Source organism: Achromobacter xylosoxidans (assembly GCF_014490035.1).
GTDB lineage: Bacteria > Pseudomonadota > Gammaproteobacteria > Burkholderiales > Burkholderiaceae_B > Achromobacter > Achromobacter bronchisepticus_A.
In genome coordinates this window covers 5,340,873-5,361,800 of sequence record NZ_CP061008.1, presented here as the reverse complement: position 1 = coordinate 5,361,800, position 20,928 = coordinate 5,340,873, and the positions used below count along the sequence as shown (strand labels likewise).

Annotated in this window: 22 protein-coding genes; 8 read left to right on the top strand and 14 right to left on the bottom strand. The window is 64.8% G+C overall.

Features of this window, described 5'->3' with window-relative positions; genetic code table 11:
• The first annotated feature begins 84 nt into the window (after positions 1-84).
• Positions 85-1,404, top strand: coding sequence for a D-serine ammonia-lyase (locus tag IAG39_RS24835; RefSeq protein WP_410469189.1), 1,320 nt, complete (start codon positions 85-87; stop codon positions 1,402-1,404).
• A gap of 65 nt (positions 1,405-1,469) precedes the next feature.
• Here the strand turns inward: IAG39_RS24835 and IAG39_RS24830 are convergent, their stop codons facing one another.
• The 6 genes from IAG39_RS24830 to rpiB all read right to left on the bottom strand — a co-directional run bounded on the left by IAG39_RS24830 (position 1,470) and on the right by rpiB (position 6,706).
• Positions 1,470-2,699 carry a hypothetical protein gene (locus tag IAG39_RS24830; protein ID WP_118931785.1) on the bottom strand — a complete coding sequence of 410 codons (1,230 nt, stop codon included), beginning with the start codon at positions 2,697-2,699 and terminating at the stop codon, positions 1,470-1,472.
• 93 nt (positions 2,700-2,792) lie between these two features.
• The gene (locus tag IAG39_RS24825) at positions 2,793-3,665 is read right to left on the bottom strand and encodes a nucleotidyl transferase AbiEii/AbiGii toxin family protein (RefSeq protein ID WP_118931786.1); all 873 of its coding nucleotides are present in this window, start codon (positions 3,663-3,665) and stop codon (positions 2,793-2,795) included.
• Positions 3,653-4,717, bottom strand: a complete 1,065-nt coding sequence (locus IAG39_RS24820; RefSeq protein ID WP_223283225.1) for a type IV toxin-antitoxin system AbiEi family antitoxin — start codon at positions 4,715-4,717, stop codon at positions 3,653-3,655. Before IAG39_RS24820 ends, IAG39_RS24825 begins: the two co-directional genes overlap by 13 nt.
• 175 nt (positions 4,718-4,892) lie before the next feature.
• On the bottom strand, positions 4,893-5,360 hold the full coding sequence (locus tag IAG39_RS24815; protein WP_118931788.1) for a hypothetical protein: 468 nt from the start codon (positions 5,358-5,360) through the stop codon (positions 4,893-4,895).
• A 14-nt stretch (positions 5,361-5,374) separates the two neighbouring features.
• Positions 5,375-6,250 (bottom strand): leucine-rich repeat domain-containing protein, encoded by an 876-nt coding sequence (locus IAG39_RS24810; protein ID WP_118931789.1) that lies wholly within the window; start codon positions 6,248-6,250, stop codon positions 5,375-5,377.
• A 27-nt stretch (positions 6,251-6,277) separates the two neighbouring features.
• Positions 6,278-6,706, bottom strand: a complete 429-nt coding sequence (gene rpiB / locus IAG39_RS24805) for a ribose 5-phosphate isomerase B (RefSeq protein ID WP_118931790.1) — start codon at positions 6,704-6,706, stop codon at positions 6,278-6,280.
• Positions 6,707-6,842: 136 nt separating this feature from the next.
• Here rpiB and IAG39_RS24800 point away from each other — a divergent pair, with 136 nt between their 5' ends.
• From IAG39_RS24800 to IAG39_RS24785, 4 genes are all read left to right on the top strand, one after another.
• Complete coding sequence (locus tag IAG39_RS24800; protein WP_118931791.1) at positions 6,843-7,424, top strand: CGNR zinc finger domain-containing protein; 582 nt, start codon at positions 6,843-6,845, stop codon at positions 7,422-7,424.
• A gap of 191 nt (positions 7,425-7,615) precedes the next feature.
• Positions 7,616-8,488: an alpha/beta fold hydrolase gene (locus IAG39_RS24795; RefSeq protein ID WP_118931792.1), complete on the top strand. Its 873-nt coding sequence runs from the start codon at positions 7,616-7,618 to the stop codon at positions 8,486-8,488.
• A gap of 132 nt (positions 8,489-8,620) precedes the next feature.
• The gene (locus IAG39_RS24790; RefSeq protein WP_059375169.1) at positions 8,621-9,562 is read left to right on the top strand and encodes a sensor domain-containing diguanylate cyclase; all 942 of its coding nucleotides are present in this window, start codon (positions 8,621-8,623) and stop codon (positions 9,560-9,562) included.
• 80 nt (positions 9,563-9,642) lie between these two features.
• Positions 9,643-10,086, top strand: coding sequence for a DUF695 domain-containing protein (locus tag IAG39_RS24785; RefSeq protein ID WP_118931793.1), 444 nt, complete (start codon positions 9,643-9,645; stop codon positions 10,084-10,086).
• Between the two features lie 31 nt (positions 10,087-10,117).
• Here IAG39_RS24785 and IAG39_RS24780 read toward each other — a convergent pair whose 3' ends face one another.
• A complete protein-coding gene (locus IAG39_RS24780) occupies positions 10,118-10,978 on the bottom strand; it encodes a DMT family transporter (protein WP_118931794.1) in 861 nt (286 codons plus the stop codon).
• 118 nt (positions 10,979-11,096) lie between these two features.
• On the opposite strand from IAG39_RS24780, the gene IAG39_RS24775 reads away from it, so the two are divergent.
• The gene (locus IAG39_RS24775; RefSeq protein ID WP_118931795.1) at positions 11,097-12,482 is read left to right on the top strand and encodes a PLP-dependent aminotransferase family protein; all 1,386 of its coding nucleotides are present in this window, start codon (positions 11,097-11,099) and stop codon (positions 12,480-12,482) included.
• A gap of 88 nt (positions 12,483-12,570) precedes the next feature.
• Here the strand turns inward: IAG39_RS24775 and IAG39_RS24770 are convergent, their stop codons facing one another.
• Positions 12,571-12,894: a hypothetical protein gene (locus IAG39_RS24770; RefSeq protein ID WP_059375158.1), complete on the bottom strand. Its 324-nt coding sequence runs from the start codon at positions 12,892-12,894 to the stop codon at positions 12,571-12,573.
• 542 nt (positions 12,895-13,436) lie between these two features.
• Here IAG39_RS24770 and IAG39_RS24765 point away from each other — a divergent pair.
• A complete protein-coding gene (locus IAG39_RS24765) occupies positions 13,437-14,492 on the top strand; it encodes a hypothetical protein (protein ID WP_118931796.1) in 1,056 nt (351 codons plus the stop codon).
• A gap of 67 nt (positions 14,493-14,559) precedes the next feature.
• Positions 14,560-14,988 carry a VOC family protein gene (locus tag IAG39_RS24760; protein ID WP_059375152.1) on the top strand — a complete coding sequence of 143 codons (429 nt, stop codon included), beginning with the start codon at positions 14,560-14,562 and terminating at the stop codon, positions 14,986-14,988.
• Between the two features lie 19 nt (positions 14,989-15,007).
• Here IAG39_RS24760 and IAG39_RS24755 read toward each other — a convergent pair whose 3' ends face one another.
• The 6 genes from IAG39_RS24755 to IAG39_RS24730 form a co-directional block, all read right to left on the bottom strand.
• Entirely contained in the window at positions 15,008-15,712 is a 705-nt protein-coding gene (locus IAG39_RS24755; protein WP_059375149.1) for an ABC transporter ATP-binding protein, read from the bottom strand.
• Positions 15,712-16,428, bottom strand: a complete 717-nt coding sequence (locus IAG39_RS24750; RefSeq protein ID WP_059375147.1) for an ABC transporter ATP-binding protein — start codon at positions 16,426-16,428, stop codon at positions 15,712-15,714. The genes IAG39_RS24755 and IAG39_RS24750 overlap by 1 nt, the downstream gene beginning before the upstream one ends.
• Positions 16,425-17,438 carry a branched-chain amino acid ABC transporter permease gene (locus IAG39_RS24745; protein WP_059375144.1) on the bottom strand — a complete coding sequence of 338 codons (1,014 nt, stop codon included), beginning with the start codon at positions 17,436-17,438 and terminating at the stop codon, positions 16,425-16,427. Before IAG39_RS24745 ends, IAG39_RS24750 begins: the two co-directional genes overlap by 4 nt.
• Positions 17,438-18,319 carry a branched-chain amino acid ABC transporter permease gene (locus IAG39_RS24740; protein ID WP_059375141.1) on the bottom strand — a complete coding sequence of 294 codons (882 nt, stop codon included), beginning with the start codon at positions 18,317-18,319 and terminating at the stop codon, positions 17,438-17,440. The genes IAG39_RS24745 and IAG39_RS24740 overlap by 1 nt, the downstream gene beginning before the upstream one ends.
• A gap of 69 nt (positions 18,320-18,388) precedes the next feature.
• Positions 18,389-19,648 (bottom strand): ABC transporter substrate-binding protein, encoded by a 1,260-nt coding sequence (locus IAG39_RS24735; RefSeq protein WP_059375137.1) that lies wholly within the window; start codon positions 19,646-19,648, stop codon positions 18,389-18,391.
• A gap of 49 nt (positions 19,649-19,697) precedes the next feature.
• Positions 19,698-20,927: a serine hydrolase domain-containing protein gene (locus IAG39_RS24730; RefSeq protein WP_118931799.1), complete on the bottom strand. Its 1,230-nt coding sequence runs from the start codon at positions 20,925-20,927 to the stop codon at positions 19,698-19,700.
• Position 20,928 lies beyond the last annotated feature (1 nt).

Genomic DNA, 20,928 nt, shown 5'->3' with positions numbered 1-20,928 from the left:
AATGGCTGCAGTAGAAATGATCGCTATTCTTGCATGCTGGCGGCATCTACGATTCGCGCTGAACCATCAACCTGCAAGTTCATGATGACCGCCAATTTCGATCCTCAGCTATTAGAAAATCTTCAATCAAGAACGCCTTTGCTATGGCTCAACCCCGAAAGGGGCGGACCCATGCCAGGATCCGCCCCGTCCCTGACCCTGATCGACGAGGCGGAAAGCCGTCTGGCGCGTTGCGCGCCGCTGCTGGCTACGCTCTTTCCCGAGCTCGCGGCCGCGAATGGGCATATCGAGTCCCGGCTGATGGCTGCCGGGCCGTTGCAACAGGCGCTGGGCGGCGGCTGCGCCTCGGGCAGCTGGTACCTCAAGCGCGATGACGAGCTGCCCGTCGCAGGCTCCATCAAGGCGCGCGGCGGATTTCATGAAGTGCTGGCCATTGCCGAGACGATCGCGCAGGAGCACGGGCTGCTGCAGGATGCGTCAACGGACAGGCGCATCCTGGCCACGCCGCGGGCTCGCGCCGTGTTCAGCCGGTATGCCGTGACCGTGGGCAGCACCGGCAACCTGGGCATGAGCATCGGCGTCATGGCCGCCGCGCTGGGATTCGATGCCGTGGTGCATATGTCCGCCGATGCCAAGGAATGGAAGAAGGACCGGCTGCGCCAACGCGGCGTGCGCGTGGTGGAACACGACGGCGACTACGCCGAGGCCGTCGCAGCCGGGCGGGCGCAGGCGCTGGCCGCGCCCCGCAGCCATTTCGTCGACGACGAGCAATCCGAGCTGCTGTTCTTCGGCTATGCCGCGGCGGCGCGCGGACTGGCGCGGCAATTGGTGGAAGCGGGGCGCGTGGTCGATGCAGCGCACCCGCTGTTCGTGTATATCCCCTGCGGCGTCGGCGGCGCACCGGGTGGCATCAGTCATGGCCTGAAGGCTTTGTTCGGGACTCACGTGCATTGCTTCTTCGCCGAGCCCGTCGCCTCACCGTGCTTTCTGGTGCAGTTGGCGTCGGGAGCGGACACTCCCGTGTCGGTGTACGACATCGGCCTGGACAACCGGACCGAGGCAGACGGCCTGGCCGTCGGCCAGGCATCCGAGCTGGTGGCCGCGCTGATGAAGCCACAGCTGGGCGGCGTCTTCACCGTGTCCGATGACGAGCTCTACCTGAACCTGATTGCGCTGAAAGACACCCTGGGCGTCGAGGTCGAACCATCGGCCGCCGCCGCGGTTTCCGGTCCGGGCTGGTTGGATTCAGCCGCCGGCCGCGCGTATGTCCAGGGCATGGATATGTCCGAAGCCACGCACGTCATCTGGGCCACGGGCGGGTCGCTGGTGCCCGCGGAGGCGTTGCGCGGCTTCCAGGAACACGCCAGGGGACTCAGCCGCGCCGGTGCGGCCCTTGACCCGTGATTCCAGGCGGCGCCGGCCGCTTTCGACCGCATGGTTTTTCGCGCACGGCAAGCCCGTGCGCTCCGTCAGTTGTTGACCAGATACGCCTGCCCGTCCGGCTTCAGATAAGGCGTCAAGGCCTTGAACGGCACGCTGGCATGGGGGCCCAGGCAAGCGCCCGACGCGTGCCCGACTCCGGACACGGACAGGCTCAGCGCGCCGGGCGCCTGCACGCCCAGCGCCAGATAGTCGGGCCAGAGGTTCGCGCAGTCTTCCAGATTGGGCCGATCCCCGGACTGTTGGGCGGCGGTGCCCGACTTGACCGCCTGTTGCACCAGCGCGAGCAGGGCGGGACTCTTTTCCCCGCCGAAGCTGCGCTTGCCCGGCACGTACGCGTCGAACACGCGATTCCAGTCCAGGTATTCGCCGCGCAGCAGATCGTAGGTGTAGGGTTCGAAGTGGTTGTAGGGATGCGCGCCGCCGCAGTCCAGGCTGCCCGATTCGGTCACCGTCATCAGCGCGCGCGACAGCCAGGTGACGTGCACGGCCTCTTCATCGAATCCGCCCAGCGTGCCGGCGCCCGGATTGCCGCTGGTGTAGGCCGAGGCCATGCAAGCCAGCGCGCCCAGGCTCTTCTGCCAATGGCGTTGTTCGAGCAGATAGTTCGTGCGCTGCAGGACCTGCGCATCGGGATGGCGGCTGAGCCGCGGGTAGGTGAACTTGGTGCGCGGATCGCTCCACATGCGATAGGCCACCGCGCCGTTACCGATCTCCTTGCCGACCGGCTGGGCGTGTCCGGCCAGCTTCAGCGTCTCGTAGGGCGCACGGGCGGCGGTGATGCCTGCCTGGACGTCGACGTCGCCAAGATTGACCTGGCTGGCGCGGGCCCGCTTGCGGTCCTTTTCCAGCTGCTCCGTGTCGTATTGCGCAACCTGCTTCAGGTCGAAGCGTAGCTGCTTGCCGCTGCCGGCGTCAGTCCAGAGGCCGCGGTAGCCGGTGGCATCGCGCGTGCCTTGCCAGCTTGCGGCCTGATCCGCCGGCTTGCCTTCCTGGCGGGGCTTCGGTTCGAAGAGCTCCTTGGCCGTGCCGCGCAGCGGGATGTCCACGCCGTGCTTGGCGTAGAAGTAGCGGCCGGTCAAGGTGCCGTCGGCCGCTGCTTCGGTGTCCAGCTCCAGCACGATGTTGCCGGCGCCTTGCAGTGTTCCGGTGTAGACGGTGCGGGGCGCGGCGTGGGCCTGGGCGGCGCTCAGCAATAGCGTGGAAAGCGTCAGCACGGTGAAGTATGAACGGGGGTGGGTAGAGAGAGTGCGAAGCATCTGAGGGAGCATCCAAGGCCGCGAGGCGACTGAATTGACGGAAGAAGTTTCGGTGTTTCAGGCTTTGTGGTGAGCGTTTTGGGATTTGAATGGTTATTGCGTCCGCAGTCCCAAAGCCCGTAGCCAAGCGTCCACTTGCCCGAAGGCGTCCTGCTGCCATTGATCCGCGGTTCGTTCTCCCAACACATTCGCGTCCTCGACAAACCGACGCACACAAGTTGGTCCGAAGCCATCGACGGTATCGAACTTGGCGGCGATGTAGGTGTAGCCTTTGACGCCGGACTCATGCTGCAGCAGAGGGAGGCAATCGTCCGCCAGCACCTCGGCGCCGCCGGCATAGTTGCGGATACAGTAATAGATGTCGTAGGCGTCCTTTTGCTTGTAGCGGCCTTGGATGGCGTGGCCTTTCATCGCGAGTAGCGCCGGGATGGAGCAGACGGCGACTTCAACGCGGTTCGTTCCGCCGTTAGGCATCGATCCAGCGATAGCGACCATTTGGTAGAACCGTAGCGCGAGATCCGCTCCATCGGCGCGCTGTACCGCGAATTCGCTGATCAGCGCAGGCGCGTTCCTCACGATTTCGGCTTGCCTGGGCATGAGAAAGTCGATCACTACATCAATGGCAGGACCGCCGTCGTTCGCCTGGATCTGTCGCACCAGTTGGAATCGCCTGAGTTCCTTGCGCTGTGCATACCCTTGGCTCAGCAGCGATTCGACCAGGTGCGCGTACTGGCCATCGCCCAGCGCTTCGGCATCCAAACCCAGGTCCACATCCAGGGTGCCGACGTGGGGCATGTCTTCATTGCCCAGCAACAGCCATGGCACGGCGCCGCCTACGACGGCAAAACGTCCCTTGAAGCTTCCAAGGATCTGCCCGATTTCGATAAGGACGGATTTGACTGCCGCCGTCGTGCGGTCGTCGTACTCGCTAGCCAGCTGTGCCTCGCCATGCGTCATTCGTGCCATTGGAGCCTTTCCCGTCGCAGGTGATCGGCGGCCTCCTGTCCGCGCTCGCCTGCCACGCTGAGGTCCAGATAGGTCTGGACTGGGCTGGTGCAGACTACGCCGGGCGCCGGTTGCACAGTGTCACGGAACAGCCCAGGATCGTCCAGTACGGTCACCACCAGGTTTTCTCCCTTGCCGGCGGTTTCGAGCTTAAGCCGTGACCGCAGGAGTTCAAGGCCTGCGGCATCAGCGTAGAAATAGTGTGTGCCAGTCCGTAGGAACGGCGCCAGCCAGCGGGCTGCAGTGAACGAAGCACGTGCGACCTGGCCTGGCGCGCCGGGAGGCCCGTCGTGCAGCGCCGCATCGAACGCCGTACCGTGCAAAGTGGTATAGAAAGTCAGCCGTTGACCGGCCGGAGATTCGTAGGCCTCACGCCAGGCGTCTACCAGCGCATCGGGCCTGGATAGGAGCATTCCCTCAGGGCTCAGCTTGGCCCATTCGCGATCCAGCAGGTTATTGCGCACATTGCTGACGTGCCCCAGGCTGATGTCAGCGGCTTGCGCCAGTTCGGCAACCCGCCAAGCGCGAGAGGACTCGCGCAGCATGACTTTGAGTGCCTGGACTGATTTCGGCTTGAACAGCGACCGCAGTCCTCGCCGTTCTATCACCGGCTTCTTGGCTACTTGCCGTGAGATAAAGATGGTAGCGAAGGCTAGCCTGGCGTTCCCTTCGAAATCGAGGTGCGCGACGCCGAACTCCCGGCACAACTCCTGAACCTGTGGTGACAGATAAGGCGCGATCAAGATGGGCGTAACGTGATCGGACTGCCGCGCCACGTATTCACGCAACGAAAGTACGGCCAAGCGCGCGTGCCGCGGTTGTCCGCTGGGCAGTACCGCCGCGACCAGCTTGTGCCGGTTGCCGAATGTCGTCAGTTGGGCGGCGAGCTCGATTGCTGAGCTTGGATTCCGCGGGGCGAGCGTGATCTCCAGGCTCTCGACCGCGGGTATTTCCTCCAACAGCGATCGGAGGGCACTCGCAGCTTGATCATCGATTTTCACTGGATTTGGCATTTTCATCGCCTGCTAAAAATAGCATTTCCAGTGAAAGTGTCAATGGTGGTTTCACTGAAATATTAATTTTCAGCGTAGGTTGAAATAAGCGAAATCAATGAAACGCGGTCCGCGTTCTACGGTTCGCCCTTGCTTCGACTTGTAGGGTGTAGTGTTGGCCGGTCGGGGCAGCCCATCAGCCCAATAGCGCAGCCGCCTCGCCATCCGCAAGCATCTGCTCGAACAGGTCGCCAAGACTGCTGGCCACCTCGCTGACTGCCTCGAACTCCGGCTCGACGCCATGCACGACCCGCCCCGAGATCCGGTCGATCGCGAGAAATTCATAATCGCCGTCCACGCTCATGAAGATCGGCACATGGCGCGCCCAGAAGGCCTCGACGGCGTGCCGGTCGGCGTCGCTGATGGCGGCTTCGAGGCTGATGTCGCGAAAGGTGTCCCGCCCAAAGGCGCTGTCGGCGGTTCCGGCATAGTCGGCCGCGCTCAGGAACCAGCGCGTGTCGTCCGCGCTGCTCAGCTGCGTGTACAAGGACAGGAACGCCGCGTGTTCCGAGGAGTCAGCCGGTGTAGCTACGGGCGCCGCGCGGTGTACCGTCCAGCCGCGCGCGGCAAGCAAGCTCAGGAAACGTTCGTGCAAGTTGCTCATCAGGCTTGTCTTGGTTATCGCGTTGCCGCGATGTGCGCGCGCCGCAAGCGCGCGTTCAAGGTTTGCGCCAACTCGCCCAATCCCACATCGCCGCAGCCGACCAGCGTCAGCTCCTGCAATCGGGTCAGCGTGTCCAGCACGCCGATGTCCGCAATCCGCTTGCAGTACTGAATGTCCAGCCGTTCCAGGCTTGCAAGGGCGCTGATCGGACCTATCTTCTCCAGCGCACCCAGGTTCTTCAGGCGCAAGGAGCGCAATCCTGTCAGTTGCTCGATGCCGGACAGCGTCTTCAAGCCACGGCCCGCCAGCAAGCCCAGCGCCAACAGCGGCAGTCCCGCGATGCGATCGAATACCGACGAATCGAACGGCACGTTCCAAAGGTTCAGCTCCTTGAGCGGCAGGCTCAAGGCGCGGTCCAGCAGCATGCCGCGCCGGTCCGGAACCATGGACAAGGAAATCAATGCCGGAAAGTCTTCCGGCTCGAACCGCAACGTTGCGTCTACTGTCAGCGCCTCCAGCCTGGGCAGCGGGCCGGCTTTCCAGGTGTACGTGCCGGGTTCGGGATGGATGGAAAGATGGCGCAGGCTGGCTGGGAGCATGTCTGCGCGCAATCCGGTCAGAACGCTGCCCGCGACCGCGCCTGGGCCGATGGACAGGTGCGCCAGCGCCGGCAGCCGGGCGAGGAGTTCGGGCAGCTCGTGCAGCGGGTCGCCCTGAGGCGCCCATAGATGCACGTCTTCGATCGAGGCCAGGACGGCCTCTTGCGGCGGGGCATCGTAGAGCACGATGCGTTCATCCGCGCCTGCGAATTGCGAGCGCTGGCGGCTGTGCATGAAGCGCCAGGTCTGGTCGCGGGCTGGCCGCGGGATCGAAAATGGGATGATGGACATGTGGCGTTCCGGCAGGCCGTTAGGAGCTCAGCCCGCCTCGCTCAGCATGTCGATGCGGCGCTGATGACGCGAGCCATCGAAGGGCGTGTCAAGGAAAGCGCTGACGCATTCGCGCGCCACCTCGATTCCTATGATTCTGCTTCCAAGCGCCAACACGTTCGCATCATTGTGCTGACGGCTCAGGCGCGCCATGGTGGCATTCGTGCACAAGGCGGCTCTTGCGGCGGGGAAACGATTGACGGCAATCGAAATGCCTATGCCCGAGCCGCAAATCACGACGCCCTTCCGGACCTTTCCGTCCGTGATTGCCCGCCCCATGGCAAAGCCAAAAGCGGGGTAGTCGACCGAGTCTTCGCTGTGGGTTCCGAGGTCAAGCCAATCCACGTTTTCGAAGGCCTTCTTCAGCTTTTCCTTGAGCTCGTAGCCGGCGTGGTCGGAGGCAATGGCGATTTGCATGCTTTCTCTCTCATGTGGGGACTCGGGATTGCCGAGCGCGATTGTAGTCCGCGAAAGCGTGACGCCGCGCGCCGCACGATTCTTCCGTAACTTGATAGTCGCAAACTAAGTGGTTACATTCAAGACGGAGAACGTTATGACCGCCACTACCCCCACGCCCGAATTCCGCCTGCTGGGCGATCATGCGGCGTTAGACCTGATCAACACCGTCGAGCAGTCCGACGACGGCCCTCGCGACCGCCTGCAATCGGACGACGATGTGCGGTCCTGGCTGGACGCCTTGGGCTTTGCGCCCGCCCAGCGCAAGACGCCCAAGGGCCTGCTCGAATCCGCGCGGACATTGCGCGAGACGGTGCGTGCGTTGGTTGCCCAGAGAAAGGCCGGATTGCCGCTCAAGCTCAGCGCGCTCAACCGGGCGCTCGCCGCCGGCGGCAGCCATCTCGAGGTTGCCGTGGTGGCGGGCGCGCCCAGCCTGGCCCGTCGGTACGAAGCGGCCACGCCTGACCAATGGCTGCTTCCCGCCGCGGAGGCGGCCGCGGACTTGCTCGTGCACGGGGACTTCGAGCTGGTGCGCAAATGCGAAAGCCCGCTCTGTTCCCTCTGGTTCTACGACCGCACGCGATCTCATCGCCGCAGGTGGTGCAGCATGTCGCTTTGCGGCAACCGCCACAAGGTGGCGGCCTTTCGCCAGAGGGAAGCCCAGGACGCGGCTTCCTGAGCGCTTGCTTGCCCATTCATCCGGCCGCCCTGGCCGGATTTTTTTTGAACGAACCGCTCCGTGTCATAGCTTTGAACTATTTAGGTAACCGTTAAATATTAGTTTGACGGGTTACTTAAAAGGCGCAAGAATGGCTCGCACAGCCTGCCGGAATTCGGCTGCTGATCCAGTTCCTGACTACGGAGACCGTCATGTCCAGTACCCCTGAAAGCCGGATCCAAACGCGTCGCGTGCAAGCCGACGGCCTGAATTTTTTCTATCGCGCAGCGGGCAATCCCGATGCGCCCGTGCTGCTGCTACTGCACGGTTTTCCCAGTTCCTCGCATCAATTCCGCAACCTGATCCCGATTCTGGCCACGCGCTTTCAAGTGATCGCGCCGGACCTGCCCGGCTTCGGTTTCACGGAAGTGCCCGAGGAGCGCGGTTACCGCTACACGTTTGACGACCTGGCCGCGTCGCTCGGCGCATTCGTCGATGCGCTGGGCCTCAAGCGCTATGCGATGTATGTTTTCGACTATGGCGCGCCCGTCGGGCTGCGCCTGGCGCTAGCCCACCCCGAGCGGGTCACCGGCCTGGTTTCGCAGAACGGCAATGCCTATCTCGAAGGCCTGGGCGATGCCTGGGCGCCGGTTCGCGCTTATTGGGCGGAGCCAACCGCCGCCAACCGCCAGGTCATTGCGGATGCCGTGCTGAACCTAGAGGGTACGAAGTGGCAGTACGTGCATGGCGTAGCCAATCCGGACGACGTGGCTCCGGAAAGCTACACGCTCGATGCCGCCTTGCTCGAGCGGCCGGGCAACAAGGAAATCCAGCTCGATCTGTTCCTGGACTACGCCAACAACCTGAAGCGGTATCCGGATTTCCAGGCCTTTTTCCGCGCGGCGAAGATCCCGACGCTGGCGATCTGGGGGCGCCACGATCCGTTCTTCATTCCGCCTGGCGCCGAGGCGTTCAAGCGGGACAATCCGGACGCGCAGGTCGAGCTGCTGGATACCGGGCATTTTGCGCTCGAGACCCATGCGGAGTACATCGGGAGCCGGATTATCGAGGTGTTGGCGCCTTGAGGGATCCTGGAATCGGCCGCCGAACGCGGCCGATTCATGGCGCGCTTCTTTTGGCGCTCACCGAGCACCCCGCCGCAGCTGATGGATTCAGGCTACAGTGACCCGTTCATTTGGATCGAGGATGGATAGGGTATGTCGAGCGAAAGCCCGCTTCTTGATGACAACGCGGTGTATAGGACCTTGCTTGAGTCGACCAAGGCAATTCCCTGGAAGATCGATTGGGCCACGAAGCAGTTCGCCTATATCGGCCCGCAGATTGAAACGTTGTTGGGCTGGAAGGCCGACAGCTGGGTGAGCGTGGAGGACTGGGCCATGCGCATGCACCCGGAGGATCGGGACTATGTGGTGAATTTTTGCGTCACCCAATCCCAGGCCGGCGTCGACCATGAGGCGGACTACCGGGCGCTGACCAAGGAAAACGGCTACGTGTGGATCCGCGACGTTGTGCACGTGGTGCGCAACGACAGGGGCGAGGTCGAAGCGCTGATCGGTTTCATGTTCGACATCACCGAACGCAAGAAGACCGAGGAAAAGCTGCTGACCTTGCAGAAGGAGCTGGAGGCGCTGTCCTTCAAGGACGGTTTGACGAACATTGCCAACCGGCGTCGCTTCGATAGTGGTTTCGAATTGGAGTGGGAGCGCGCGCGCAGCGAACGTCAGCCGCTGTCCATGCTGTTGTTCGACGTTGATTTCTTCAAGCAGTACAACGATCTGTATGGCCACACCCAGGGCGACCAATGTCTGGTGGATATCGCCCAGACCCTGAGTCTGGCGCTGGATGGGCCTCGCGATCTGGTTGCGCGCTACGGGGGCGAAGAGTTTGTCGTGCTGCTGCCGGAAGCCGACGCCGAGGTGGCGCGAAAAGTCGCTGAGCGCTGCCAGCGCTTGCTCCAGAAAAAGGCTATCGTGCACGCGCTGTCACCGCATGGCAGGCGCGTCACCGTCAGCATTGGCGCCGGAACGGTGGTGCCAGACGGGAAGATAGACCGCGCTGGCTTCATCGAAGCCGTCGACCAGCAGCTATATGCGGCCAAGAAAAATGGGCGGGACCGCATTGAGCATATGCAGTTGTAGCGCTGGGTCGCGCGCGCAAGGTTTTCTCAGTAACAAGCGCTGAACCTCCCGGGTTCGGCGTCTACACAGGAATTGATTTAATGAGCAGTATTTTTCCAGGCGATCTGTGGGCAGTGGGTGAAGCGCAGATCGAGGGCTTGACGGTCATCGTTCGTTTTCGCACCGGGCTGCCATCGGCGCCTGACCGTCAGATCAATGAAAACCTGGTCATCATCTCGTGGCCGTACCAGGGCATCGAGTCCGGCATGCCCAGTGACGAAGACAAGCAGAGCCACAATAGCTTTGAAGAGGCTATCGAAAAAGGCTTTGAGAACTCCGATATCGGGGTGCAGGTGGCTTGCCTGACCGGGAATCACCACAAAGAATGGCGTTACTACACGCGGGACGTCGAAGCCTTTCTGGATGCGTTCAATGCATGCCTGGCGGGGCATCCGGTCTATCCCATACAACTGCGCATGTACAAGGATCCCGATTGGAATGCCTTGGCGGAATTGCAGCCCCAGGGTTCAGACCAGCTTCATTGATAGGGCTTGGGTGGCGCTTGCGCGCCACGTGCTACGCATACCGCTTGGCGCCCGCCACGCAAATCACCGCCGCCAGCGTCACGACCAGCATCGTCCAGCTGACCTGCTCATGCAGCAGCACGGCAGCCAATCCCAGCCCCATGAACGGCTGGAACAGCTGCAACTGCCCCACCGCCGCAATCCCGCCCTGCGCCAGCCCGCGGTACCAGAACACGAACCCGATGAGCATGCTGAACAGCGACACGTAGGCGAGACCTATCCACGCCGGCGCGCCAACGTGTTCGAACGTGGCCGGCATGGTCAGTAGCGCGATGGGCAGCATGAGGGGCAGGGACAGTACCAGCGCCCAGCTGATGACCTGCCAGCCGCCCAGCTTGCGGGAGAGCTTGGCGCCTTCGGCGTAGCCCAGGCCGCAGACGATGATGGAGGCGAGCATGAGCAGGTCGCCGGTGGGCGAGGCTTGCAGGCCGCCCCAGGCGGCGTAGCCCGCGACGCAGGCGGCGCCGACGATGGAGAACATCCAGAACGGCGGTCGCGGGCGTTCGCCGCCGCGTATCACTGCGAAGATCGCGGTGCTGAGCGGCAGCAGTCCCAGGAAGACGATGGAGTGGGCCGAGGTGACGTGCTGCAGGGCCAGCGCCGTCAGCAGGGGGAAGCCGACCACCACGCCCAGCGCGGTCAGCGCCAGGGAGGGGAGGTCGGACAGGGACGGCCGGCGTTGGCGCAGCAGCATCAGCAGGGCCAGGCCCAAAAGGCCCGCGATGGCGGCTCGCGCGCAGGTCAGGAAAATGGGATCCAGGTCCGCCACGGCGACCCGGGTTGCGGGCAAGGAGCCCGCGAAGATCACCACACCGATAAAACCGTTCACCCAGCCGCTGGTGGCCTTTTGCATCTGAAGCTCCTTGATAGCGGGCTTCAGTACAGCACGGCAGTTGTCCTCAGTCCACGCACAATCCAGTACAATTTCAAGGAACTGTTGTGTATAAAAAGCCAGTACGGCGGAGATTTCCATGGCGCGTGGCGGCACCCTAATCAAGCAGGTCATGGGCGAGATCCAGGGGCGGATTGCGGCGCGCACGGCCTTGCCTGGCGCCCGGCTGCCTTCGGTAAGAGTGCAGGCCAAGACGCTGGACGTGTCGGTGTCCACGGTGGTGGAAGCCTACGAGCGGCTGGCGGCCGAGGGCGTGCTGGTGTCGCGTCCCGGCTCCGGCTTTTATGTGGCCGGGCAGGTGGCACCGCTGACGCTGACCGAGATGGGACCAAAGCTGGACCGGGAGGTCGATCCGCTGTGGGTTTCGCGCCAGTCGCTGGCGGCGGACGCGGACAGCTTGCGGCCGGGTTGCGGATGGCTGCCGGTCAGCTGGATGTATGAAGACGGGTTGCGGCGCGCCATGCGCGGCATGGCGCGGGCCGAAACCGCGGAACTGACCGAGTATGGAACGCCGTTGGGCCATGCGCCTTTGAGGCAGTTATTGGCGCGGCGCATGGCGGGCATGGGGATAGAGGCCGGGCCCGAGCAGATCATGCTGACCGATTCGGGAACGCAGTCCATCGACCTGATCCTGCGCTTCCTGCTGGAGCCTGGGGACACGGTGCTGGTGGACGATCCCTGCTATTTCAACTTCCATGCGCTGCTGAAGGCGCATCGCGTCAAGGCGGTGGGAGTGCCGTACACGCCGAACGGGCCGGACCTCGGAGCGTTCGAAGCGGCGCTGCGCGAGCATTCCCCGCGGCTCTACATCACGAACTCCGGCATACACAATCCGACGGGGGCGACCTTGTCGCCCCTGGTTGCGCACCGTCTGTTGAAGCTGGCGGACGATTCCGAGCTGGTGATCGTCGAAGACGATATCTTCGCGGATTTCGAGAACACGCCCGCGCCGCGGCTGGCCGCGTTCGATGGGCTGTCGCGGGTCATACATATCGGCAGCTTCTCGAAGACGGTGTCGGCGTCGGTGCGCTGCGGCTACATCGCGGTGCAGTCCGACTGGGTGGAAAGCCTGACCGACCTGAAAGTCGCCACGACTTTTGGCAGCAGCCGGCTGGCGGCCGACGTCATTTTCAGAACCTTGACGGGCAGCGGCTACCGTCGGCATATGGAGTTGACCCGGCTGCGTCTGGCGCAGCAGATGGACAAGACCGCCGCCAAGCTGCAGAAGCTTGGCATCAAGCCCTGGTTGACGCCCCGGGCGGGCATGTTTCTGTGGTGCCGCCTGCCCGAAGGCAAGGACGCGGCTACCGTGGCCCGCCTGTGCCTGAAGGAAGGGGTGTTGGTGGCGCCGGGGAATGCGTTCAGCCAGTCGCTGGCAGCTGGGGATTTCCTGCGGTTCAACGTTGCGCAGTCCACGGACGAGCGGATATTCACGGTGCTGGCCAAGGCCTTGAACGCCGCTTGATGCGTCCTGTCTATCCCGGTTTGCCGCGCGCCACGGGGGGCTACGCAATCCAGCGGCGCGCGGGCCGCCGGATCGTGCGTACTTGCGACTACAAGTAGGCGAGGGTGATGATGTAGCCCTGGGCATCTTTCTGCCCGGTCTGTCGCGCCTTGAGGGACACGGGTTGCACGTCGACCTGCACGCGGCTGGCGTTTACCCCGTAGCGGTAGGCCGGCTTGCCGGCGGCGCGGGCGCGTTCAGCGTCGCATTCCACGCGCACGGCGACCCGTTTGGGTTGAATCTGCGGCGTGCATGATGCCGCCTCGACGATGGCCCCGTGGAAATAGATGGTTCCATCCGCGGCGTGGGCGGCGGGCAGGACACTGGACGCACACAGCAAAAGCAGGGAAAGGCGATATTGGAGCTTGGACATGACAGCAACTCCTTGCGACTGGAAACGGAGGGGATGGCTATGTCTGTCTTCACTTCTTTAACGGCAGCCGGCGGCGAAAGTTAATCGCAATCCGTTTTCGGGCCGTGTTCGCTTGGGCGAGCCCATGTATGGCTTGCTGCTGCAGCGCGGGCGCGTCCGTCCGCAGGGCGATATGCGGCCGTGGCGGAACGTTCGCGGCTGGACTGCGTCTTGTGAGGAGAGGGGCGGCTCGCTACGCGAATGCCGGGAGGATTATGGGCGGCATCGTGGGCTCCTTTGATCGCGCCTTGCGGAGCGCGGTGATGGTCAGGGACCAGGAACGGACTGTCGGCCAAGATGAAATGCGTGATTTCATTGTCGCAGGTCGCGGGGAAAAATCAATACCTGGCGCTCGATGCACATGCGATCACTATCTTCCGGATTCTGGCGACGGGGTGTTTCGCCCCGTCTTGAAAGCTTGCTGCAGACGCGTCCGGCGCAGCTTCAGTAAACTCCGGGCTGCCGCGCGGCGTCCACCGCCGCTTTCATGTTCGCTCATCTCCATGACTGCTTCCGACACGACATTCGCCGCCGCGCTTCGTACTCCCGTCACCACCGCCGACGATCTGGACCCGCTGGATCAGTTCTTCCAGCGCCCCGAGGTCAGCGCCTTTCTTGCCAGGGCCCGCGAACCTGGGCAGGCCGACGCCAGTCTGCGGACCTGTGCCGATCTGCTGCCGACGCTGCATCCCGGTCGCGCCGCCGCGTTGGCCTTGATGTGCGGCTCGCTGGTGGAGGACGGCGCCGATCCGGCGGTGCTCTTTGCCGTCCTGCAAGACTTGCTGCGGCAGTGGCTGCGCACCCTGAGTCCGTATTGCGCGCAGGAGGTCGAGGATGACGACGATGAGGTGGAGGAGACCGACCGACAGGCCTGGCAGGACGCCAGGTCGCGCATGGCCGACGTACCCGAAGACCGGCGCTGGGAGGTGGAGGCCTTGCACCAGGCGGCGGACCTACTGGTGCTGCCGATGATGACCATGGTCCTGCGCGATCGCCGCAATCACGCCGCCCTGGTGTCCGACGCGGAATTGATGGCGCTGCTGCATCCCATGGCCACCAGCAACGACAGCCTGCCCTTCGAGAATCTGCATTATCTGTGGCTGGCCTCGCAGCTGGGTTACGAGGATGAACTGGTGGTGCTGCTGCCGGCTTCCATGACGGGTTTCATTGCCAGGGCGCATGCCGTGAACAACAACTTCCACGCATTCACGTTGCTGCAGATCATCATCGGCGAGCATGCGCAGGCGCTGGGCGTGAAGCGCGAGATCGCGCCGCGCGAACCGGATCAGGACGGCGATACCGCTGATTTCCAATGGCTGCAGGCCGACGCCTATGCCAATGGCGCGCTGATCGACGCCATGCGCTACGCGTGGGGCGAGGCGGCGCTGCGCCACAACGCCTCACGCCGCGGCAGACGCGTGCTGATCGCGCTGGAAACGGACGAAGGCATGAAACGCAATTGGTCCGGGTTCAACGGCGCCATGCACGAGGCGCAGCAGCCGTCCATGACATTCACGCGCTATCTCACGCGTGACGAGGTGGCTTCGTACCTGGCTTGAGCCGGCGCGGACGGGGCCGCATGCCGAAAGGTATAGTCAAAGGCTCCCCATCCAACAGGAGCGCCACATGCAGACCAATGAAATCCATCGCGGCCGGCTGATCGACCACATCCAGCTGGTGGTGCGGGACCTGGCGGCCAGCCAGCGGTTTTATCAAGCGGTTTTCGATGCGTTGAAGGTACCGATGGGCGGCACGGGCGACGGCTATTTCTGGGCCGACGAACTGTTCGTGTCCACGCCCGACAGCAAGGCCGCGGCGGGGCAACTGACCGGACGCCATCATCTTGCGTTCCAGGCGCAGGATCAGGCCATGGTCGATGCCTTCTACAAGGCGGCGCTGGCCCATGGCGGCAAGGACAACGGCGCGCCGGGTTTCCGGGACTACCACCCGGGGTATTACGGCGCCTTCGTGCTGGATCCGGATGGCAACAACATCGAGGCCGTGTTCCACGGCGAGGCGCGGCGCAGCGCGCCCTCGGTCAAAGTGACGTTCTGAGCCGCGCGCCGTCCCGTGGTCACACCCCCAGGTAGGCGCGGCGCAGCCCTTCATCGGCCAGGAGCTCGGCGCCGGGCCCTGACATGACGATCTCGCCGTGTTCCAGCACATAGCCGCGCGCGGCCATGCTGAGCGAGCGGTGCACGTCCTGCTCCACCAGCAGAATGGTGATGCCGCGCGCGTTGATGAGCGGCAGCTTGTCGAAGATGTCCTTGACCATGATGGGTGCCAGTCCGATGGACGGCTCGTCCAGCAGCAGGAGCTTGGGCGAGGTCATCAGCGCGCGGCCGATGGCCAGCATCTGCTGCTCGCCGCCGCTGAACGAGCGGGCGAGCTGGCGGCGGCGTTCTCGCAGACGCGGGAACAACTGGTAGACCCAGTCCAGGTTGTCGCGGCTGCGGCGCTTGTCGCGCAACACGTCGGCGCCGACCAGCAGATTGTCCTCGACGTCCATGTGGCCGAACAGGCGGCGGCCTTCCATGACCTGGGCCATGCCCAGGCGGGCCACCAGGTGCGCGGGCAGGCCGCTGATGCGCTCGCCCAGGAAGCGGACCTCGCCGGCCAGCGCGGGCAGGGAGCCCATGACGGTGCGGATCAGCGTGCTCTTGCCGGCGCCGTTGGCGCCAACCAGGCTGACGATCTCGCCTTCGCCCACGTGCAGGTCCACGCCGCGCAGCACCTGTACGTCGCCGTAGCCGGCGTCCAATTGGCGGATTTCGAGCATCAGGCGGCCTCCCCGAGATAGGCGCGCACCACCTGTGGATCGCGGGCGACCTGCTGCGGCAGGCCGTCGGCGATCTTGCGCCCCTGCTGGATGACGACGATGCGGTCGGATAGTTGCATGATGGCTTTCATATTGTGTTCGATCACCAGGACGCTGATGCCGTCGCCGCGCAACGACAGGATCAGCGCCACCATTTCCTCGGTCTCCACCGGCGTCAGGCCCGCCATCACTTCGTCCAGCAGTAGCAGACGAGGCTGGGTAGCCAGGGCCTTTGCGACTTCCAGGCGCTTGCGGCCAGACAGGGTGAGGGTGCGTGCGATTTGGTGCTCGCGTCCGGCCAGGCCGACGCGGGCCAGCACGGCTTGGGCGATTTCCTCGGCCTGGGCTGGCGCGCGGTGGCGCAGGAAGGCGCCGATCATGGCGTTCTCCAGCACCGTCATGTCGCCGAATGGCTTTACGATCTGGAACGTGCGTGCGAGTCCAGCGGCGCAGATGCGCGCCGGGTCCTGGCCGTTGATGCGGGCGCCGTTGAAGCGGATGTCGCCGCTGCTGGGCGGCACGAAGCCGGAGGCCATGGCGAACAGCGTGGTCTTGCCGGCGCCGTTGGGACCGATCAGGCCGACGATCTCGTCGGCGCCGACGGCGAAGCTGACCTCGTCGGAGGCTCGTACGCCGCCGAAATTGCGGCTGACATTATGGAATTCGAGCAGGTTCATCGCGTGCTTCCCATTGCGGGGCCGGCCGCCTTGGCAGGCGCGCCGGCGGCGCGCACAGGCGCTTTGGCGCGGCGGGACAGTATCGCCATCAGTCCTCGCGGCTCCCAGCGGATAACGATCATCAGCAAGAGGCCATACAGCATCATGTCGGCTCCCACCATGCCCCCGGTCAGCGAGCGCGCCAGTTCTTCGCCAGGCAACAACAGCAGCGCGCCCAGCACCGGCCCCCAGAGCGTGCCGCGTCCGCCGATGATGCAGACCACGGCAATGACGACGCTGAGATTGGCGCCGAACACCTTGTCCGGGCTGATGTAGAGCACGAACTGTGCATAGAAGGTGCCGCCCAGTGCCGTCATGGCCGCGCTCAGCATGGCCGCGGTGAGCTTGTAGCGGCGCACGGGCACGCCCAGCGCCATTGCCGCGTCCTGGTCGTTGCGCACGGCCGTCAGGCAGTAGCCGAAACGGCTGCGCAGCACGTGGCGGTTGATCAGCAACGCGGCGATGGTAAAGGCCAGCGCCACAATGTAGTAATAGGCCTTGCCGGTATGCTGGAAGTACAGCGGCGCGTCGCGCAGCAAAGTAACCTCCATGCCGCGCGGCCCGCCCAGCAGGGTATCGGCGTTTTCCACCAGGGTCTTGAGCACCATGCATGAGGCGATCGTGGCCAGCGCGAAGTAGGCGCCGCGCAATTGCAGGCAGGACAACCCCACGATCAGCGCCGCTCCCATGGCCACGGCGGCGCCGGCCCACATGCCTAGCCAGGGGCTGATGCCCAGGTTCACGAACAGCCAGGTCGAGGTATAGGCGCCCAGCCCGAAGTACGCGGCATGGCCCAGCGAGAGCTGGCCGGCAATGCCGCCCAGGATGTTCCACGACAGCGCCAGATAGGCGTACAGCAGCGTCATGGCGCCTACCGACAGCAGGTATTGGTTGCCGCTGGCCAGCGGCAGCAGCGCCAACAGGCCCAGCGCGGCGATGCCGGCGGCCGAAGTCTTTGTGGTCTTGGCCATTATTCGTTCTCCACGCCGAACAGCCCGCTGGGCCGGAAATACATGGTGGCGAGAAACAGCAGGAAGATGAGCGCCTCGGCGTAAGTGATGGGAATCAGCTGGCTGCCGACCGATTCCAGCACGCCGACCAGGATGCCGCCCCAGAACGCGCCGGCCACCGAACCGATGCCGCCCAGCACGACGATGACGAAGGCGCGCAGGCCGAAGATGTCGCCGACGAAGGGGTTGACCGGATAGAGCGGCAGCAGCAGCGCACCGGCCGCGCCCAGCACCAGCAGGCCGATGGCGAACGACAGCCGGTAGACGCGGGCGCTGTCTATGCCCAACACGCTGGCGGCTTCGCGGTCCTGACCGGTGGCGCGGATGGCGCGGCCGGTGCGCGTGTGACGCAGGAACAGCACCAGGGCTGCCGTGATCAGGCAGGCGAAGAACAGGCCGGCGATCTGCGGATAGGTAAAGATCAGGTCGCCGGGCATCCAGACCTCGTTGGCCCAGGGCGCGTCGATGGTGCGGCTGTCGGGACCGGCCAGCGCCAGAAAGGCGTTGTCCAGGAAGATCCACAGGCCGGTGGTGAAGATCAGCACGCCGATCGGCTCGCGCGAGTTTTCCTTGCGGTAGATGCCGTCGAGCAGCCAGCGCTGGCAGGCATAGCCGACGACGAACAGCGCCGCCGCCGTGAGCGGCATGGCGGCCAGCGGGTGCAGGCCGAAATGGCTGGTGAGCGCGAAGCAGACGTACATGGACATCATCAGAAAGGCGCCGTGGGCGAAATTGATGATCTTCATGACGCCGAACTGCAGGCTGAGGCCTAGCGCGATCAGGCCGTAGACGGCACCGCTGGCGATACCGCCCAACAGCGCCTGGAGTAGGGTATTGGTCAAGGGGAAGCTCCTAGCGATAACGGGGCGCCAGCGCCACGCGCGGGGCGTGGCGCGGCGGCGCCGGGTCGGTCAGGGCTGGGCGGCGGGCCAGACCATCTTGTAGGACTTGGAAGCCAGGTTTTCCGGCCACACGGTGCGGTACTGGCCGTCGGGCGTGATCTGCTGCATGACGTAGCGCTTCTCGGGGTTCTGGCCCTTGGCGTCGATCACGATGTCATAGCCCACCAGCTTGTTCAGGTCAGTGCCTTGCATCCTGGTCTGGGCCAGGGCGTCGCGGATGGCCTCGGGATCGGCGCGGCCGGCGCGCTCCAGCGCGTCCTTGATGACCCAGACCGCGGCGTAGGCGCTGACCGACAGTTCGTTGGGATCGACCTTGTAGGCGGCGACGAAATCGTCCCAGAACTTCTGGGCGAACGGCGTGGTGATGGACGACTCGTAGCCGGCCCAGCCGTTGGTGGTGTAGACATTGCCGGCGATTTCCTTGCCGACCAGCGGAATGAAGGTGCTGTCGATCTGGCCGGCCGCGCTGCCGACGTAGGTCGAGCCGACCCGCATTTGCGCCAGCAGCTTGTGCAGTTGCACCGCGTCGGCGCCATAGGAGGTTACGGTGACGACATCAGGCTTCTTGCCCTTGATCTTCAGCACCAGCGGACGCAGGTCGGGCGAGTTGGGCGGGTATCCCTCGTCCAGCACCAGATCGATGCCGGCTGCCTTGAACTTGGCGCGCAGCGTGTTGGCCATGTCCTGGCCCCAATCGGTGTTCTCATAGACCATGGCGACGGTCTTGGCTGGCTTGCCGGTGGTCTTGCCCGCGTATTGAATGAAGTCGGCCATGCTCTCGGCATTGCCCGAGGCCGGGATCTGCGTGGGACGGAATACGTACTTGAAGCCGCGCTCGGTGATGTCGGCCTTGGCAGCCAGGTCCACTACCCACGGCACCCGATTCTTTTCCGCGACGGCCGTGGCGGGGAAGGTCACGCCGCTTTGGAACGCGCCCAGCAGCACCGGGGTCTTCTCGCGGGTAATCAGGCGTTCGACCTCGGTCATGGCGACCTTGGCGTCGCCCCGGGTGTCCACTTCGACCAGTTGCAATTGCGCCCCGCCCAGCGCCTTGATGCCGCCGGCGTCGTTGATGTGCTTGACGGCCAGATGCGTGGCGCGCGACATATCCTTGCCGATGGAGGCTGTGGCGCTGCCCGATAGCGGAATCAGATAGCCGATCTTCACCGGGTCGGCGGCCATGGCGGCGCCGTGGACCAGCAGGGTGGCGCCGGCGGCGGCGAAGAGATGCCGCAGGACGGAGGGGCGATAGGGAAAGCTCGTGCTCATGAGAATTTGTCTCCAGTATTTTTTGTGATTAGTGTGTGCCGCGTTGGCGTCAGTCTGGCGGCCCCGCGCCCAGAGCCGCGTGCGTCGCGCGCACCAGGCGGTGCGCGCGTTCATCGAGCAGCACGGTGCGGCCCATGCGGTTCATGGTGTAGGCAAAGGAAAGCCGGCGCTGCGGCCAGGCGAAAGCCAACGATCCGCCGGCGCCCGTGTGGCCGTAGGCCTCGCTGCCGAAGCAGGCGCTGTCCAGGCCCTGTGCACGGTTGTCCATCTGGCGCATGAAGCCGCTGGCGTAGCGCGTAGGCACGCGCAGGCAGGCGTCGTCGTCCGTGCGCGCCGACAGGGCGGCGGCCGCAGCCAGCGTGTCCTCGCGCAGCAGGCGCACGCCGCCGCGCGCGCCGCCCAGCGCCAGCGTGCCGTACAGGCGGGCCAGACTGCGCGCATTGCCGATTCCGCCCGCCGCGCACAGCCCGGCTGCACGGCCCGCGCGGCTGTTGAAGCCGGAAGGGCGCCAGCCGCCGGTATTCTTGGCGTATAGCGCGGTGGGGCTTGCGGGCTCATCCTTCAGTGACTGTTCGAAGGGACTGAACGGCGCTTGCGGCGCCGGCGGCGGCACGATGGGCGCTACCCGCGCTTCCTCGGTTGCCGGCAGGCCTATCCAGAAGTCCAGGTCCAGCGGCTGCGCGATATGGCGGCGGAAAAACTCGCCCGGCATGCTGCCGCCCAGCCTGCGCACCAGTTCGCCGACCAGCCAGCCGTAGGTCAGGCCGTGGTAAGCCACCCGTTCGCCCGGGATCCAGAAAGGCGCGGCGGCGGCCAGCCGGCCAGCCATGCCTTCCCAGTCGAAGGCGGCGTCCGCGGGCAAGGGTTCACGCAGCGCGGGCAAGCCTGCGGTGTGGTTGAGCAGCATGCGCGGGGTGGTGCCGGCCTTGCCCGCTGCGGCGTATTCGGGCCAGTAGCGGATGACAGGCGCGTCCAGGTCCAGTTCGCCGGCTTCGGCCAGCATGTGGGCGCAGAGCGCCGTGGCGGGCTTGGTGTTGGAGAACACGATACAGACGGTGTCGCGTTGCCAGGGCCGGCTGTGGTCCGTGTCGGCCCATCCGGCCCACAGGTCGACCACCGGATTGCCGTCGACCTCGATGGCGACGGACGCGCCCAGCTCGCCGCCGTCCTGGAAGTTGCGCGCGAACGCGGCGCGTACCGGTTCGAAGGCGGGATCGCAGTAGCCGTGGATGGCCGGGGGCGCGGTTGCTGGCGCCTGGGGCGAGGTCGCGGCGCCCATG